Genomic DNA, 16,746 nt, shown 5'->3' with positions numbered 1-16,746 from the left:
CCATGTCCTTCGTTCACCTGCGCGTCCACACCGAGTTCTCGCTCATCGACGGCATCGTTCGCGTCGAGCCGCCCAAGCGCAAGGGCGGCGGTGTCGGTGCGACGCTGACCTCGCGCGCGGCCGAGCTGAAGTTCCCGGCGGTGGCGATCACCGATCGCAACAACCTGTTCGCGATGGTGAAGTTCTACAAGGCGGCCGAAGCGGCCGGCATCAAGCCGATCATCGGCGCCGACCTGTGGCTGGAGGAACGCACGCCCCAGGAGCCGCCCGAGCGGCTCACGCTGCTGGTGCAGAACGACGAGGGCTACGGCAATCTCGCGCGCCTGATCTCGCTGGGTTATACCGAAGGCCAGTCGCGCGGCCAGCCGCTGATCCGCTGGGAGTGGCTGGCGGCGCACGCGGCCGGCCTGATCGCGCTCACCGGCCGCGAGGGCGCGGTGTTCCGTGCGGCGCTGGCCGACCAGGTGGCCCCGGCGCTCGACAGCCTGGCCGCGTTGCGCGCCGTGTTCCCGCAGCGCCTGTACCTGGAGATCACGCGATGCCAACGCCCCGGCGACGAGGACTGGGTCGCCGCGGCCTGCGCACTGTCGCGGCACAGTGGCGTGCCGGTGGTCGCGACCAACGATGTGCGCTTCCTCGAACGTGCCGATTTCGAGGCACACGAGGCGCGCGTGTGCATTGCGCAGGGGCGCGTGCTCGGTGACGAAAAGCGGCCGCGCGATTACACCGAGGAGCAGTACCTCAAGACCGCCGACGAGATGGCCGCGTTGTTCGCGGACATCCCGGAAGCGCTGGCGAACGCGGTGGAGATCGCGCGGCGCTGTTCGCTGACGCTGAAGTTCGCGCCGCCGTATCACCTGCCCAACTTTCCGGTGCCCGAGGGACATACGGCTGACAGCTGGTTGCGCGCGCGCGCGCACGCAGGACTCGGCGAGCGATTCGAGGAACTGCGAGCAGGCACCGGCCTGTCGGGGAGCGAAGATGACTATCGCAAACGGCTCGATTACGAGCTGGGCATCATCGAGAAGATGGGCTTCGCCGGTTACTTCCTGGTGGTGTCGGACTTCATCCAGTGGGCGAAGACGCATGGCTGCCCGGTCGGTCCCGGACGCGGCTCGGGCGCCGGCTCGCTGGTCGCCTACGCGATCCGTATCACCGACCTCGATCCGCTGCCGTACAACCTGCTGTTCGAGCGCTTCCTCAACCCGGAGCGCGTGTCGATGCCCGACTTCGACGTCGATTTCTGCATGGACAACCGCGACCGCGTGATCGAGTACGTCACGCACAAGTATGGCCGTGACCGCGTCGGCCAGATCATCACCTATGCGACGATGGCGGCGCGCGGCGTGGTCCGCGACGTGGCGCGGGTGCTCGGCCACGGCTACGGCTTCGGCGACTCGATCGCCAAGCTGGTGCCCGGCACGCCGGGCGCGACGCTGGTCGATGCGCTCGACTCGGTGCCCGAACTCAAGCGCCGCTACGAGACCGAGGACGACACCCGCGCGGTGCTCGATCTGGGCCTGGCGCTCGAAGGCGTGACACGCGGCGTCGGCGTGCACGCCGGCGGCGTGGTCATCGCGCCGCGGCCGCTGACCGACTACGCGCCGCTGTACTGCGAAGCCGGCGGCAGCGGCATGCGCACGCAGTTCGACATGAAGGACCTGGAGTCGGTCGGATTGGTCAAGTTCGACTTCCTCGGCCTCAAGACGCTGACGATCATCCAGGAAGCGGTGGACACGATCAGCCGCAAGGAAGGCCGGCCGCTCGACGTGCTCAAGCTGCCGCTGACCGATGCGCAGACGTACGCGCTCTACGCCAGCGGCCGCACCACCGCGGTGTTCCAGATGGAATCGCCGGGCATGCAGCGCGCATCGATGGACCTCAAGCCGGACACCTTCGAGGACATCATCGCGCTGGTGTCGCTGTACCGGCCGGGGCCGATGGAGCTGATCCCGGAATACTGCGCGCGCAAGCGCGGCGACGCCAAGGTCGCGTATCTGCATCCGGACATGGAACCGGTGCTCGCGCCGACTTACGGCATCTTCGTCTATCAGGAGCAGGTGATGCAGATGTCGCAGCAGCTCGCCGGCTATACGCTCGGCGGCGCGGACCTGCTGCGCCGCGCGATGGGCAAGAAGATCAAGGCGGAGATGGACAAGCAGCGCGACATCTTCGTGCAGGGTGCGACGCAGCGGCAGGTCGGGATCGACACGGCCAACGAGATCTTCGACCTGATGGCCAAGTTCGCCGACTATGGCTTCAACAAGTCGCATGCCGCCGCGTACGCGCTGGTCTCCTACCAGACCGCATGGCTCAAGACGCATTATCCGGCCGAGTTCATGGCCGCGGTGATGTCCTGCGAAATGGCGCACACCGACACCGTCGTCGGCATGCGCGAGGAGTGTCTGCGGATGGGACTGACGGTGCTGCCACCGGACATCAACGAGAGCAGCATCCGCTTCACCGTGCCGTCACCGGGACAGATCCGCTATGGACTGGGCGCGATCAAGGGCGTGGGCGAGGGCGCGCTCGAAGGCATCCTCGCCGAGCGTGCGGCGCACGGCCGGTTTCGTGATCTGTTCGATTTCTGCCGGCGCATCGACACGCGCAAGGCCAACAAGCGCGTGCTCGAGGCGCTGATCTTCTCCGGCGCGCTCGACGGTTTCGGCCTCAACCGCGCGAGCCTGTACAAGACGCTGCCCAGGGCGCTGCAGCTCGCCGAAGCGGCGGCGCAAAGCGCCAGCTCCGGCCAGGTGGATCTGTTCGGCCTGGCGACGTCGTCGTCGTCAAGCAGTGGTCCCGCGCAGGTCGAAGCCGAGATCGATGCGGAGTGGCCGCAGCGCGAGCGCCTCGCGCGCGAGCGCGAAACGCTGGGGTTCTATCAGTCGGGGCATCCGATCGACGCGCACCGCGAACTCATCGATGCCGTCTGCAGCGGACGGCTGCCCGATCTGGTCAAGGCGCAGACGCAGGCCGGTGCGGCGCCGGTCGGCGCGGACGGCAGGCCGGTGTGGCAGCCGCGCAGCAAGCTGATGTTCGCGGCCTGGGTCAAGGACGTGCGCTTCTTCAAGGGCGACGGCGCCGCCGAGGGGCGTTCGGCGCGTGCGAGCTACAAGGTCACCGTCGAGGACCACGGCCAGGAACTGTCGTGCTGGATCGACGCCGAGGCGTTCGCCCGCTACCAGGCGTTCGTCAAGGCCGACAGCCTGGTGTTTCTGATCGCCGAGATCGGCCTTGCGCCGGCGCGCGATGGCCGGGACCCCGAGCCGCGCCTGTACGTGCCGGAGTTTTTCAGTCTCGATCAGGTGCTGCGCGACTACGCGCAGCGCCTCGATCTGGAATGGCGCAAGCCGGTGTCCGACGTGATGGCGCTGCGCCGACTGCTGGCGCCGCGGCGCCTGCCGGACGGCGCGGCCATCGTCGTCCACTACGCCAACGCCAAGGCGCGCTGTGCGCTGGAACTGCCAGGGGCGTGGCGGGTGCGGGTCGATGACGAGCTGATGCTGCAGCTGCGGCAGCTGGCCGGCCGCGACTGCGCTAAAGTCAGCTTCCGCAAATACGTGGCTCCGGTCAGCGAGCGCCGCTTCGCTCAGGCCGCAGCCGGCGCCTTCGACGACGAATGACATGAATCTGAATTATCTCGACTTCGAGCAGCCGATCGCGGAACTGCAGCAAAAGATCGAGGAACTGCGCTTCTCGACCTCGGGCTCGGGCGTCAACCTGACCGAGGAGATCGAGCGCCTGCAGGTCAAGAGCCAGGAGCTGACCGAGCAGATCTTCAAGAAGCTCACGCCCTGGCAGGTCGCGCAGCTGGCCCGGCATCCGCAGCGCCCCTACGCGCTCGACTACGTCAAGACCCTGTTCACCGAATGGGAGGAACTGCACGGCGACCGCCATTTCGCGGACGATCCGAGCATCGTCGGCGGAGTCGCGCGCCTCGACGGTCGCGCCGTGGTGGTGATCGGGCAGCAGAAGGGGCGCGACGCCAAGGAGCGCGTGCACCGCAACTTCGGCATGCCCAAGCCGGAGGGTTACCGCAAGGCGTTGCGGCTGATGAAGCTCGCCGAGAAGTTCAATCTGCCGATCCTGACCTTCATCGACACGCCGGGCGCGTATCCCGGCATCGGTGCGGAGGAACGCAACCAGTCGGAGGCGATCGCGCGCAATCTGTTCGAGCTGTCGCGGCTGCGCACCCCGGTGCTGGCGACGGTGATCGGCGAGGGCGGCTCCGGCGGCGCGCTGGCGATCGGCGTCGCCGATCACGTCATGATGCTCCAGTACAGCATCTACTCGGTGATCTCGCCGGAAGGCTGCGCGTCGATCCTGTTCAAGAACGCCGGCCGTGCCGCCGAGGCCGCAGAGGCGATGCGCATCACCGCCGATGACCTCTACGCCCACAAGCTGATCGACGAGATCGTGCCCGAGCCGCTCGGCGGCGCGCACCGCGATCCGGCGGCGATGATGAACACCCTCAAGCAGAAGCTGAAGGGCAACCTCGAACGGTTGTGCCACACGCCGATAGCCAAGCTGCTGTCCACGCGCTACGAGCGCCTGATGGGCTACGGCGCGTTCACGACGGCGCACTGAGCCTGTGAACGGGCGCGGACTCGCCGAGCGGCTGAGAGACGCGGCCGCGGCAGTCCACGCCCGCCGCCTGTGGGTCGGGTTCAGCGGTGGCGGTGACTCGGTGGCATTGCTGCACCTGCTCAAGACCGCCGCGCTGCGCCCGCTGCACGCCGTGCATGTCCACCACGGTCTGCAAGCCGCGGCCGACGACTGGGCGCGGCAGTGCCGGCGCGTGTGCCGTGAACTGGGCGTGCCGTTGCGCGTGTTGCGTGTGGAAGTCCGGCCGTGCGGCGAAGGGCCGGAGGCGGCGGCGCGTGCCGCACGCTACGCGGCGCTCGCCGGACTGCTCGAACCCGGTGACGTGCTGGTGACCGCGCATCAGCGCGACGACCAGGCCGAGACGGTGCTGTTCCGGGCCTTGCGCGGCACGGGCATCGCCGGCCTCGGCGGCATGCGCGAGGTCGAGCCCCTGGGACCGGGGCGGCTGTGGCGGCCCTTGCTCGACGTTCCGCGCAGCGAGCTGCGGGCCTATGCCGAGGCGCAGCGCCTGGCATGGATCGAAGATCCGCACAACGGTGACCCGCGTTATGCGCGCGGGTTCCTGCGCCAGGAAGTCCTGCCACGGCTGCTGCGGCACTTTCCCGCGGCGGCCGACAGCCTGGTGCGGCTCGGCCGGCAGGCGCGCGCAGCGGAGTCCCTGCTGGCCTCGCTGGCCACCGAAGACGCGGCGCGCCTCGCCGATCGCGGCGGGCTGTCGATCACCGGCCTGGTGCAGCTCGATGCCGAGCGGCGCCGCAATCTGCTCTATCACCAGTGGCGGGCAGTCGGGCTGCCGCCGCCCGACGCGGGCTGGTTCGAGCGGCTCGAGCGCGAAGTGCTCGGTGCCCGCGCGGACGCGGAGCCGGTGCTCGCCCATGGCGACGGCGAGGCGCGCCGCCATCGTGACCGGCTGTTCCTGATGCGCCGTCTGCCCCCGGCGCCTGCACGCGGCACGGTCGAACGATGGCCACGGCGGCGGCGCATCGTGCTGCCGGCCGGCTGCGGTGAACTGCGCTGCAGTCGCGTGCCGGGCGCCGACGTCCAGGTGCGCTTCGCCGCCGGCGGCGAACAGCTGCGGCCGGACGGTGCGGCGCACCGGCGCACGCTGAAGAACCTGTGGCAGGAAGCCGACGTGCCGACCTGGGTGCGCCGCCGCATGCCGCTGGTGTACCGCGGCGGCGAATTGATCGCCGTGGGCGACCGCTGGCGCAGCGCCACCGCGGCCCGGCTCGGGCTCAGCTTCGTGTGGACGCACGCGCTGCCGGGCTGGGCGCCGGCGGGGACTGTGCCGCCAGCCTGAGCTTCACGTAAAATTCACCAAACCCACCGCTTGCCCCTCCGCCATGCCCGACGCGCCGCAGCAGACGCGATTCATCTTCGTTACCGGGGGGGTGGTGTCCTCGCTCGGCAAGGGCATTGCCGCAGCCTCGCTGGGCGCGATCCTCGAGTCGCGGGGCTTGAAGGTCAGCATGATCAAGCTCGATCCCTACATCAACGTCGATGCCGGCACGATGAGCCCGTTCCAGCACGGCGAGGTGTTCGTCACCGAGGATGGCGCCGAAACCGACCTCGACCTGGGTCATTACGAGCGCTTCCTGCGCGGCAAGACCACGCGCTACTCGAACCTGACCACCGGGCAGGTCTATCGCAACGTGCTGGAGAAGGAGCGCCGCGGCGACTATCTCGGCAAGACCGTGCAGGTCATCCCGCACATCACCGACGAGATCCAGTCGAACGTCCTCAAGGGCGCAGCCGGCGCCGACATCTGCATCGTCGAGATCGGCGGGACGGTCGGCGACATCGAATCGCTGCCCTTCCTCGAGGCGATCCGCCAGATGGGGGCCGAACTGGGCCGCGAGCGCGCGCTGTACATGCACCTGACGCTGGTGCCCTTCGTCAAGGCGTCCGGCGAGCTCAAGACCAAGCCGACGCAGCATTCGGTCAAGGAGCTGCGCGGCATCGGCATCCAGCCGGACATCCTGGTGTGCCGCACCGAGCGGCCGTTGCCGGACGGCGAGCGGCGCAAGATCGCGTTGTTCACCAACGTGCCGTACAAGGCGGTGATCGCCGCCGTGGACGTGGACGACATCTACCGCATCCCGGCCTGGTTGCACCAGCAGGGGCTGGACGATCTCGTCGTGCAGCACTTCCATCTCGAGTGCCGTCAGCCCGACCTGTCGGCCTGGGAGCGTCTGGTCGAGGCGCGGACCTCGGCCGATACCGAAGTGCAGATCGCGATGGTCGGCAAGTACGTCGATCTGGCCGATGCCTACAAGTCGCTGAACGAGGCCCTGCACCACGCCGGCCTGCACACCGGCACGCGGGTGAAGATCCGCTACGTCGAGTCGGAGACGCTGGAGACCCAGGGCCTGCGCGCGCTGCAGGGCGCGGACGCGATCCTCGTGCCCGGCGGCTTTGGCGAACGTGGCATCGAAGGCAAGATCCTCGCGGCGCGCTTCGCCCGTGAGAACCGCATCCCCTATCTCGGCATCTGCCTGGGCATGCAGGTCGCGGTGATCGAGTACGCGCGCAATGTCTGCGGACTGGAGCGCGCGCACAGCACCGAGTTCGATCCGAAGACGCCGCATCCGGTGATCGCGCTGGTCACCGAGTGGCGCGATGCCGACGGACGCATGCACACGCGCACGCTCGAATCCAACAAGGGCGGCACGATGCGCCTGGGTTCGCAGGCGTGCCGACTCAAGGCCGGTTCGAAGTCGCGGGCGCTGTACAACGCCGAAGTGATCAGCGAACGTCACCGGCACCGCTTCGAGTTCAACAACAACTACAAGGATCGCCTGATCGCCGCGGGCCTGGACGTGGTCGCCGAGTCGGTCGACAACGAGCTGGTCGAGATGGTCGAATTGCCGAATCACCCGTTCTACATCGGCTGCCAGTTCCATCCGGAGTTCACATCGACGCCCCGTGATGGCCACCCGCTGTTCGAGGGCTTCGTCAAAGCGGCGCGCGAACACCACCTGGCGCATCAGCCGGGCATCGAGGCGCAGGCTGCACCGGCGAAAGTGGCATGAGCACGCCGACACGGCGCTGGTCCGCAGGACCATGGGTGCGGGAGGCGTGCATCGTTTCACGGCGAAGGGCTGACAGACGCAGGACAAAAGAGGTGTGCCAGTGAAACTCCTTGGAAGAGACATCGGCGGGTTGAACCCGATCTTCGTCATCGCCGGGCCGGACACGCTCGAGTCCGAGCAGCTGGCACTGGACGTCGCCGGCCACATCAAGCCGATCGCCGAGAAGCTCGGCATCCTCTACATCTTCAAGGGTTCGTTCGACAAGGCCAACCGCAGCTCGCACAAGAGCTATCGCGGTCCGGGCCTGGAAGGCGGCCTGAAGATCATGGAGAAGGTCAAGAAGCAGATCGGCGTGCCGGTGCTGACCGACGTGCACGAGGACACGCCGCTGGCCGAGGTCGCGGCGGTGATCGACGTGATCCAGACGCCGGCCTTCCTGTGCCGCCAGACCAATTTCATGCAGAACGTCGCCCGCACCGGCCGGCCGATCAACGTCAAGAAGGGCCAGTTCATGTCGCCCTGGGAGATGGGCAACGTCATCGACAAGATGACGGCGGTCGCGCCGCACCAGTTCCTGCTGTGCGAGCGTGGCTTCTCCTTTGGCTACAACAATCTCGTCGCCGACATGCGCGGCCTGGCGATCATGCGCAAGTACGCCCCGGTGGTGTTCGACGCGACGCATACGGTGCAGCTGCCGGGCGGGCAGGGCACGGCCTCGGGCGGCATGCGCGAGATGATCCCGGTGCTGGCGCGCGCGGCGGTCGGCGCCGGTGTCGCCGGCGTGTTCATGGAAACGCATCCGAACCCGGATTCCGCGCTCTGCGACGGTCCCAATTCCCTGCCGCTGCAACACGCCGAGTCGCTGCTGACGACGCTGGTCGAGCTCGACCGCCTGGTCAAGCGCAACGGCCTGCTCGAAGATCAACTCAAGTAAGAATCCGAAAACCTCCCGCATGTCCAAGATCGTCAAAGTCACCGCCCTGGAAATCATCGACTCGCGCGGCAACCCGACCGTCGAGGCCCTCGTCGAACTGGAGTCCGGCGCCAGCGGCCGCGCCGCGGCACCATCCGGCGCCTCGACCGGCACGCGCGAGGCGGTGGAACTGCGCGACGGCGCGCCGGTCAAGGGGCGCGCCCGCTATCTGGGCAAGGGGGTCCAGAAGGCGGTGAAGAACGTCGAGACCGCGATCGCCAAGGCGGTGATCGGCCTCGACGCGCAGGACCAGGGGCGGGTCGATCGCACGATGATCCAGCTCGACGGCACCGACAACAAGTCGAAGCTCGGCGCGAACGCGATCCTCGCGGTCTCGCTGGCCACGGCCAAGGCCGCGGCCGACGAGAACTTCCTGCCGCTGTTCCGCCACCTCGGCGGCATTTCCAGCGTGACCCTGCCGGTGCCGATGATGAATGTCATCAACGGTGGCGCGCATGCCGACAACAACGTCGATATCCAGGAGTTCATGATCCTGCCGGTCGGCGCGAACAGCTTCTCGGATGCGATGCGTTACGGTGCCGAGGTGTTCCACACGCTCAAGAAGGTATTGAAGGATCGCAAGCTCAACACCGCCGTCGGCGACGAGGGCGGCTTTGCGCCGAACCTGCCATCCAATGCCGCCGCCCTCGATTGTCTGCTGGAAGCGATCGAGAAGGCCGGCTACAAGCCGGGAAGAGACATTTACCTGGGCCTGGACGTCGCATCCAGCGAGTTCTACGAGAAGGGCAAGTATCACCTGCATGGTGAAGGCCGCTCGTTCACGTCGGAGGAATTCGCCGATTTCCTGGCCGGCCTGTGCGCGAAGTACCCGATCATCTCGATCGAGGATGGCTGCGCCGAGAACGACTGGAAGGGCTGGAAGGTGTTGTCGGACAAGCTCGGCAAGAAGGTGCAGCTGGTCGGCGACGATCTGTTCGTCACCAACACGAAGATCCTCGCCGAGGGCATCGCCAAGGGCATCGCCAATTCGATCCTGATCAAGCCCAACCAGATCGGCACGCTGACCGAGACGCTCGACGCGATCCAGATGGCGACCGACGCCGGCTACACCAGCGTCGTCTCGCACCGTTCCGGTGAAACCGAGGACGCGACGATCGCCGACATCGCCGTCGGCACCACGGCGACGCAGATCAAGACCGGTTCGCTGTGCAGGTCCGACCGCATGGCCAAGTACAACCAGCTGCTGCGCATCGAACGCGAGCTGGGTGCGCGTGCGCGCTATCCGGGCAAATCCGCGTTTCCGGTGGACGTGTGAGGGCGTGACCACCCGCGCCGCCGTCGCCATCCTCGGGGTGCTGCTGCTGGGCTTGCAGTGGCGCCTGTGGATTGCCGACGGCGGCGTGTCGCACACGCACCGTCTCAAGCAGGCGGCGGCGGCGATCCATGCCGAGAACGACCGGTTGCGTGCGCGCAATGCCGCGCTGGACGCCGAGGTCCGCGACCTGGGGTCGGGTGTCGCGGCCATCGAAGCACGCGCACGCACGACGCTGGGCATGATCCGCAAGGACGAGACCTTCTATCTGGTCGTCAATCCGTAGTGATCCGGCCTCATGAAGCATCGACCCGTGACGCGCTGCCGCCCGCCGGATGACCGCTGCGATGCGGTGCGCAGTCTGGCCGGAACACTGCAGTGGACCATGCCTGGGCTTACTGCAGCGGCCACCGTGAACGCTCGATCCGCCGCTGTCAGGGCCCCCGGCAAGGTGCCGGGGACGAACGCCGCGCTGCCGCTTGGATAATCCGGCGTGGCGCAAACATCCCGATACTGGGCCGTGATTCCTGCCGCCGGTGGCGGCACGCGCATGGGTCTCAACAAGCCCAAGCAGTACCTGCCGTTGCGCGGGCGGGCCCTGCTCGAGTGGAGCGTCGCGCCGTTTCTCGATCTGCCGTGGATCGACGGTGTCGTGCTGGTGCTGGCCCGCAACGACACGGAGTTCGCCAAGCTGCCGATCGCGCGCCATCCGCGCATCCTCACCGCGGTCGGCGGTGCGGCGCGCGCCGAATCGGTGCTGTCCGGGCTGCAGCGGGTCGCCGAGCGCAGCCGGGCATTCCGCGAGGTCCACGTGCTGGTCCACGATGCCGCGCGGCCCTGCGTGACCTACGCGGAGATCGAGCGCCTGCAGGAAGAAGCGGACGACCGCCATGGCGGTCTGCTGGCCCTGCCGGTGACGGACACACTCAAGCGCGGCAAGCAGGGGCGCGTGGCCGAAACCGTGGACCGCGCGTTCTACTGGCGCGCGCAGACGCCGCAGCTGTTCCGTCTCGATCTGCTGATGGACGCGCTGCGGGAGTGTTCCAGCCACGGCCTGGAGATCACCGACGAGTCGGGCGCGATGGAACGCGCCGGCTACAAGCCGCGGCTCGTGCGCGGGCTGGAATCGAACATCAAGGTGACATTCCCCGAAGACCTGCGTCTGGCCGAGTTCTGGCTGGCGCAGCAGGAGCTGCAGCCATGAGCGCGCCCCTGCGCATCGGCCACGGCTTCGACACGCACCGCCTGGAGGCCGGTGACGGTGTCACGCTGGGCGGTGTGCGCATCGCCTGTCCGTACCGCATCGTCGCCCATTCCGATGGCGACGTGCTGATCCATGCACTCTGCGACGCCTTGCTCGGTGCGATCGGCGGCGGCGACATCGGCCGGCTGTTCCCGGACACCGATCCGCAGTACCGCGGCATCGACAGCCGGCGCCTGCTCGCCGAGGTCATGGGCCGCGTCGATGCGGCCGGCTATGCCGTGGTCAACGCCGACCTGAGCCTGATCGCGCAGGTGCCCAGAGTCGCTTCTCATGTCGCGGCGATGCGCGAGGCGCTCGCCGCGGATCTGCGCGTCGAGCCGTGCTGCGTGAACATCAAGGCGACCACCAACGAAGGCATGGACGCGGTCGGCCGCAAGGAGGGGCTGTCCGCCCACGCGGTCGTGCTGCTGCAGGCGCGCTGACCCTGCCGGGGTGCGGGGTATAGACTCCGCACATGCTGCACAGTGATCGACGAGAGTCCCGGCAGAAGGCTGGCGGCGGACGCCGCGATACGCGCGACGCGATTCTGGCCTGCGCCGAGGAGCTGCTGCAGCGACGGGGCTTCGGCGGGTTCGCCTACCAGCACATCGCGGTCCAGCTCGGGATCCGCAACGCCGCGATCCACTACCACTTTCCGAGCAAGGAAGACCTCGGCACCGCGCTGGTTCAGCGGTTCCGCAGCCGCTTCCACGCGTGGGCGCAGACGCTCCCGGCGACCGGCGATGCCTGGCTGCGGCTGCAGGCCTACTTCGCGCTGCACCTCGACTATCTCCAGTCGCCGGACGACGGCGAGAGCCGCCTGTGTCCGGGCGGTGCGCTGGCCGCGGAATTCTGCGCATTGCCGGAGGCCATGCGGCTGCAGGTGCGCCTGCTGATGCAGGACATCCACCGCTGGCTCGCGGACACGCTCGATCAGGGCCGCCGCGACGGCGTAGTGCAGTTCAACGGCGATGCCCTCGACAAGGCGGTCGAACTCAGCGCCGCACTGCAAGGCGGACTGCAACTGGCACGACTGCTGGGGGTGCGCCGTTTCCACCGCCTGCTCGACCAGTTCGCGCTGGAACTGAATCCGGCGCGGTTCGCGCGCGAGCGCGGTCCGCTGCCGTGAGTCTCAGCCCTTGCGCAGAAGCACGTAGATCGCACCGCTGCCGCCATCCACTGCGCGCGCGCTGCAGAAGGCCAGTACGTCCTTGCGCTTGCGCAGCCAGCCATCGAGCAGGCGCTTGAGCACCGGTCCGCTGTTGGGCGAGCGGTTGCCCTTGCCATGGACGATGCGCACGCAGCGCAGGTCGCGATCCCGACAATCGGCGAGAAAGCGGAGGATCGCGCGCTGTGCCTGGTCGCGGTTGTGGCCGTGCAGGTCGAGGTCGCGCTCGATGCGGTAGTGTCCGCGGCGCAGGCGCCGCAACACGCCGTCCTGCACGCCGGGTGCGCGGTACTGCAAGGTTTCGCCGTGTTCCAGCAGCTCCGGGTCGGGATCGAGCAGCAGTTCGCGCATCACTTCGGCGTCGTCCGCCTCGCGGCTGCGCGGGCGTGCGTCGGGACGGGGTCCGCTGGTGTCCGCACGCGCCGCCGGAACGTGCCGGCGCACGTCGTGCATGGCCAGCCGGAACAGGTGAAGATCCTCGTCGGTGGCGTGCGTACCGTGTGAGCCGACGTCATCCACGGAAGGGCCGTGCGCCCTGCGGGGGCCGGCGCCATCCGTGGCGCCGACGTCCCGCAAGGGCGGACGCTTCCTGCTGTTCATGCGTCCATGATAAGCCGCAAAAGCCGGTAAACTGACGCAAATCGGCTTCCCGCATGAAGATCCTGCTTTCCAACGACGATGGCTGCACGGCCCCGGGGCTGCTGTGCCTGCGCGACCATCTGCGCGCGAGACACCAGGTCACCGTCGTGGCGCCCGACCGCAACCGCAGCGGCGCCAGCAATTCGCTGACACTGCTCAATCCGCTGCGGGTGCAGCAGCACGCCGACGGCACGCTGTGCGTGGATGGAACGCCCACCGACTGCGTGCATCTGGCGCTGACCGGCTTGCTCGGCGACCAGCCCGACATGGTGGTTTCCGGCATCAATGCCGGAGCCAACCTCGGGGACGATACGCTGTATTCCGGGACCGTGGCCGCGGCGATGGAGGGGCGCCACCTGGGTTACTCGGCGATCGCGATTTCCTGCGTCTCGATCACGCCGCGGTACTTCGAAACGGCGGCGCGCGTGGCCATGCGCCTGGTCGAGCGCCTCGAGGCGGCGCCGCTGCCGGGCGACACGATCCTCAACGTCAACGTGCCCGACGTGCCTTGGGACGAACTCAAGGGCTTCGAAGTGACGCGCCTGGGCAACCGGCATCGCGCGGAGCAGGTTTTCGAAGCGCGCGATCCGCGCGGCCGCACGATCTACTGGATCGGAGCCGCGGGGCCGGAATCGGATTGCGGGCCGGGCACGGATTTCCACGCGATCGCGCACAACCGCGTGGCGATCACGCCGCTGCTGGTCGATCTGACGCGCCACGCCGCGCTCGAACAGTTGAGCGGATGGGCCAAGGCGCTATGACGATGCCGCGGCATCCACGCACGCTGGCCGCGACGAGCGCGCCCAGCAGCGGTCAGCAGCGGCTGGTCGATGAGCTGCGCAGGCTCGGTATCGACGACGAGCGCGTGCTCGCCGCGATCGCCAAGGTGCCGCGCCACGACTTCGTCGATGACGCGCTCAAGAACCGCGCCTACGAGAACAGCGCCCTGCCGATCGGCCACGCGCAGACGATTTCGCAGCCCTACGTCGTTGCGCTGATGACCCAGGTGCTGCTCAAGGGGCGCAAGCCGCAGCGCGTCCTCGAGATCGGCACCGGCTCCGGCTATCAGACCGCGGTGCTGGCCGAACTGGTGCCGACCGTGTTCACGGTCGAGCGTCTCAAGTCGCTATCCGAGCAGGCGCGCCGTCGCCTGTCGGCACTGCATTATCGCAACATCCATTTCGGCTACGCCGATGGCATGAACGGCTGGCTGCCCTACGCACCCTACGACGGCATCCTCGTCACGGCCGGCACGGAGGCCGTCCCGGCAGCGCTGGTCCAGCAGCTCGCGCCCGGCGGCCGCATGGTCATCCCCGTCGGATTGCAGGGCGCGCAGTCGCTGCGCCTGATCGAGCGGCGCGGTGCCGGCATCCGCGAGGCGGACCTGGGCCGCGTGAGTTTCGTCCCGCTGCTGCCGGGCAAGGGCTGATGCGCGTCTTTGCACCCGTGTACGACTGGATGCTCGCCGCTGCGCGTCATCCGCATGCGCGCTGGTATCTGGGCGCGGTGAGCGTCGCCGAGTCCTCGTTTTTCCCGCTGCCGCCGGACGTGATGCTGGTGCCGATGACCCTGGCGCGCCCGCGCGACTGGGCGTTCCTGGCCCTGCTGACGACGCTGGCCTCGGTCGCCGGCGGACTGATCGGCTATGCGATCGGATATTTCGTGCTCGACGTGGTTCTTCCATTGATCGAACGATGGGGCTATCTGGCGGCGTATCGGACGGCGGCGCAATGGTTCGAGCAGTACGGCGTCTGGGTGGTGTTCATTGCCGGCTTCACGCCGATCCCGTACAAGATCTTCACGATCTCGGCGGGGGCGGCGCAGATGGCGCTGCTGCCGTTCGTGGTTGCCTCGGTGATCGGCCGCGGCGCGCGCTTCTTCCTGGTCGCCGCGCTGGTGCGTGCGCTGGGACCGCGCGTGGAACCCCGGCTGCGGCCGTATGTCGATGTGATCGGATGGTGTGTCCTGGTTCTGGTGGGTGTCGGTCTATGGTTCGTGCGTGGGTGATGGGACTGCGGTGTCTGCTGGTGGCGAGCGCCGTGCTCGCCGCAGGCTGCGCCGGCTGGTCGAGCTGGGAAGATCAGGCCGCACCGCCGCCGCCGCGGCTCGCCGCGGACGAGTATCAGGTCGTGCGCGGCGACACGGTGTATTCGATTGCCTTTCGCAACAATCTCGACTACCGCGAGCTGGCGCGCTGGAACGGCATCGGCTCCGATTATCTGATCCGCGTCGGGCAGGTGTTGCGGCTCAAGCCGCCGCCCGCTTCGCCCAAGCCGAAACGGATCAACGGCGAAATCGAGTCCGTCGGCATGGACGACGTGGATATCGGCAGGCCGCGCGCCGTGGTCCCGGACAGTCCGCCGTCGGACATGCCGCCGCCCGACGATGGCGTCGAGCCGGCGTCGAGCTACGCCTGGGTGTGGCCGACGGCGGGCGGTGTCGTGCGCGCCTATGGCAACGGCGGGGCACGCGGCCTGGACTTCGGCGGCGTCGAGGGGCAGCCGGTCGTGGCCGCGGCGCCGGGGCGCGTCGTGTACAGCGGCAACGCACTCAAGGGCTACGGCGAGCTCATCATCATCAAGCACGACGACATCTACCTTTCCGCCTACGGCTACAACCGCACACGGCATGTGAAGGAAGGCGATGTCGTCACCGCCGGACAGCCGATCGCGGAGATGGGACGCGGCCCCGAGAACAGGCCGCTGCTGCATTTCGAGATTCGCCGCAAGGGCCGGCCGATCAATCCGGCCGACAAGCTGCCGACGAAAACGGCATCGAGCCGCTGAGTTCTCGACGCTTCCGGTCGTGCATCGCCGGGCACGTCAATCAGGATCAACACCCAGTCGGCGTGGAAAGTTTCACTCGTTTTTTCCCTGCGCGCGCATTTTGTTGACGCTCCAAAACCCGCTTGTTATAAAGCGCCGCAACCCACATTCCGAACGAATGCGGCCGTGCGCTCGCGCAGGAGCACGGTGCATCGGTGGCGCTGTCCGGATGCGGGTCCATCGTTCACGCGGTTGTGAGCAGAGTGCGATGCGCCGTCAGTGCCTGGCCGAGACGGACGCATCCTCGGGATACGCGCCAAGGGTTCGAATCATCCGGCTACACGCCACCTACTTTGAGGGGATGCAATAGATGAACAAGACTGAGCTGATCAATGCGATCGCCGACAAGGCCGATCTGTCCAAGGCCGATGCCGGTCGTGCGGTCGACGCCCTGTTCGAGGTCGTCGGCAAGGCGCTCAAGAAGCGGGACAAGGTTTCGCTGGTGGGATTTGGCACCTTCATGGTGCGCGAGCGTGCTGCGCGCCAGGGCCGCAATCCGAAAACCGGTGCCACCATCAAGATCAAGGCGAGCAAGACGCCGGCCTTCAAGGCTGGCAAGGCGCTCAAGGACATGATAAAGTAACGGTCTTTGCTGCGTGGGGTTGCTGGTCGCTCGGCAAGCCGTCGATAGCCCGGAATCGGGGTGCTTAGCTCAGCTGGTAGAGCGTCGCCCTTACAAGGCGAATGTCGGCGGTTCGAGCCCGTCAGCACCCACCAATTGGTCGTTTTGAATCCCGCGGCATCGATGCCGCGTTTGTTCAACGGATGTAAACGTCGGAGCGGTAGTTCAGTCGGTTAGAATACATGCCTGTCACGCATGGGGTCGCGGGTTCGAGTCCCGTCCGCTCCGCCAATGTTTCACCGAGAGGCGCCGAAAGGCGCCTTTCGCTTTGTGCGCCCGGCACGTGCGCAGTCTTGGAGGTGTAAGTCCTCCGGTGAGCTGGCCACAGTAAGCCAAGCGAAGCGCAACTGCGGGAGGGTGACTGAC

16 protein-coding genes and 2 tRNA genes are annotated in these 16,746 nt (G+C 67.8%); 17 read left to right on the top strand and 1 reads right to left on the bottom strand.

Annotated features, from left to right (window positions below; translation table 11 throughout):
- Positions 1-2 precede the first annotated feature (2 nt).
- The 10 genes from dnaE to AAG565_RS12750 all read left to right on the top strand — a co-directional run bounded on the left by dnaE (position 3) and on the right by AAG565_RS12750 (position 12,255).
- Positions 3-3,623 (top strand): DNA polymerase III subunit alpha, encoded by a 3,621-nt coding sequence (dnaE, locus tag AAG565_RS12795; protein ID WP_348819997.1) that lies wholly within the window; start codon positions 3-5, stop codon positions 3,621-3,623.
- A 1-nt stretch (position 3,624) separates the two neighbouring features.
- A complete protein-coding gene (locus AAG565_RS12790) occupies positions 3,625-4,587 on the top strand; it encodes an acetyl-CoA carboxylase carboxyltransferase subunit alpha (protein WP_348819996.1) in 963 nt (320 codons plus the stop codon).
- Positions 4,588-4,591: 4 nt separating this feature from the next.
- Positions 4,592-5,905 carry a tRNA lysidine(34) synthetase TilS gene (gene tilS, locus AAG565_RS12785; protein ID WP_348819995.1) on the top strand — a complete coding sequence of 438 codons (1,314 nt, stop codon included), beginning with the start codon at positions 4,592-4,594 and terminating at the stop codon, positions 5,903-5,905.
- Between the two features lie 43 nt (positions 5,906-5,948).
- Positions 5,949-7,637, top strand: coding sequence for a CTP synthase (locus AAG565_RS12780; RefSeq protein ID WP_348819994.1), 1,689 nt, complete (start codon positions 5,949-5,951; stop codon positions 7,635-7,637).
- Between the two features lie 100 nt (positions 7,638-7,737).
- Positions 7,738-8,571, top strand: coding sequence for a 3-deoxy-8-phosphooctulonate synthase (gene kdsA, locus AAG565_RS12775; RefSeq protein WP_348819993.1), 834 nt, complete (start codon positions 7,738-7,740; stop codon positions 8,569-8,571).
- A 19-nt stretch (positions 8,572-8,590) separates the two neighbouring features.
- Complete coding sequence (gene eno / locus AAG565_RS12770) at positions 8,591-9,886, top strand: phosphopyruvate hydratase (protein WP_348819992.1); 1,296 nt, start codon at positions 8,591-8,593, stop codon at positions 9,884-9,886.
- A 4-nt stretch (positions 9,887-9,890) separates the two neighbouring features.
- A complete protein-coding gene (locus AAG565_RS12765; protein WP_348819991.1) occupies positions 9,891-10,169 on the top strand; it encodes a septum formation initiator family protein in 279 nt (92 codons plus the stop codon).
- 234 nt (positions 10,170-10,403) lie between these two features.
- A complete protein-coding gene (ispD, locus tag AAG565_RS12760; RefSeq protein ID WP_348819990.1) occupies positions 10,404-11,087 on the top strand; it encodes a 2-C-methyl-D-erythritol 4-phosphate cytidylyltransferase in 684 nt (227 codons plus the stop codon).
- The gene (ispF, locus tag AAG565_RS12755) at positions 11,084-11,569 is read left to right on the top strand and encodes a 2-C-methyl-D-erythritol 2,4-cyclodiphosphate synthase (RefSeq protein ID WP_348819989.1); all 486 of its coding nucleotides are present in this window, start codon (positions 11,084-11,086) and stop codon (positions 11,567-11,569) included. Before ispD ends, ispF begins: the two co-directional genes overlap by 4 nt.
- A gap of 32 nt (positions 11,570-11,601) precedes the next feature.
- Positions 11,602-12,255 (top strand): TetR/AcrR family transcriptional regulator, encoded by a 654-nt coding sequence (locus AAG565_RS12750; protein ID WP_348819988.1) that lies wholly within the window; start codon positions 11,602-11,604, stop codon positions 12,253-12,255.
- A 3-nt stretch (positions 12,256-12,258) separates the two neighbouring features.
- Here AAG565_RS12750 and AAG565_RS12745 read toward each other — a convergent pair whose 3' ends face one another.
- Positions 12,259-12,747 (bottom strand): Smr/MutS family protein, encoded by a 489-nt coding sequence (locus tag AAG565_RS12745; protein ID WP_348820038.1) that lies wholly within the window; start codon positions 12,745-12,747, stop codon positions 12,259-12,261.
- A 200-nt stretch (positions 12,748-12,947) separates the two neighbouring features.
- Between AAG565_RS12745 and surE the strand changes: the two genes are divergently transcribed.
- The 7 genes from surE to AAG565_RS12710 all read left to right on the top strand — a co-directional run bounded on the left by surE (position 12,948) and on the right by AAG565_RS12710 (position 16,611).
- Positions 12,948-13,694 (top strand): 5'/3'-nucleotidase SurE, encoded by a 747-nt coding sequence (surE, locus tag AAG565_RS12740; protein WP_348819987.1) that lies wholly within the window; start codon positions 12,948-12,950, stop codon positions 13,692-13,694.
- 2 nt (positions 13,695-13,696) lie between these two features.
- On the top strand, positions 13,697-14,362 hold the full coding sequence (locus AAG565_RS12735; protein ID WP_348819986.1) for a protein-L-isoaspartate(D-aspartate) O-methyltransferase: 666 nt from the start codon (positions 13,697-13,699) through the stop codon (positions 14,360-14,362).
- Positions 14,362-14,940: a YqaA family protein gene (locus tag AAG565_RS12730; RefSeq protein WP_348819985.1), complete on the top strand. Its 579-nt coding sequence runs from the start codon at positions 14,362-14,364 to the stop codon at positions 14,938-14,940. The genes AAG565_RS12735 and AAG565_RS12730 overlap by 1 nt, the downstream gene beginning before the upstream one ends.
- Positions 14,940-15,719, top strand: coding sequence for a peptidoglycan DD-metalloendopeptidase family protein (locus AAG565_RS12725; RefSeq protein WP_348819984.1), 780 nt, complete (start codon positions 14,940-14,942; stop codon positions 15,717-15,719). The genes AAG565_RS12730 and AAG565_RS12725 overlap by 1 nt, the downstream gene beginning before the upstream one ends.
- Positions 15,720-16,068: 349 nt before the next feature.
- On the top strand, positions 16,069-16,341 hold the full coding sequence (locus tag AAG565_RS12720; RefSeq protein ID WP_348819983.1) for an HU family DNA-binding protein: 273 nt from the start codon (positions 16,069-16,071) through the stop codon (positions 16,339-16,341).
- A 58-nt stretch (positions 16,342-16,399) separates the two neighbouring features.
- Positions 16,400-16,475, top strand: a tRNA-Val gene (locus AAG565_RS12715).
- 59 nt (positions 16,476-16,534) lie between these two features.
- Positions 16,535-16,611: transfer RNA gene (locus tag AAG565_RS12710), tRNA-Asp, on the top strand.
- Positions 16,612-16,746: the final 135 nt, after the last annotated feature.

Origin of the sequence: Fontimonas sp. SYSU GA230001, from assembly GCF_040066175.1 — a bacterium.
Lineage (GTDB): Bacteria > Pseudomonadota > Gammaproteobacteria > Nevskiales > Nevskiaceae > Solimonas.
This window is presented reverse-complemented; position numbering and strand designations above follow the sequence as displayed.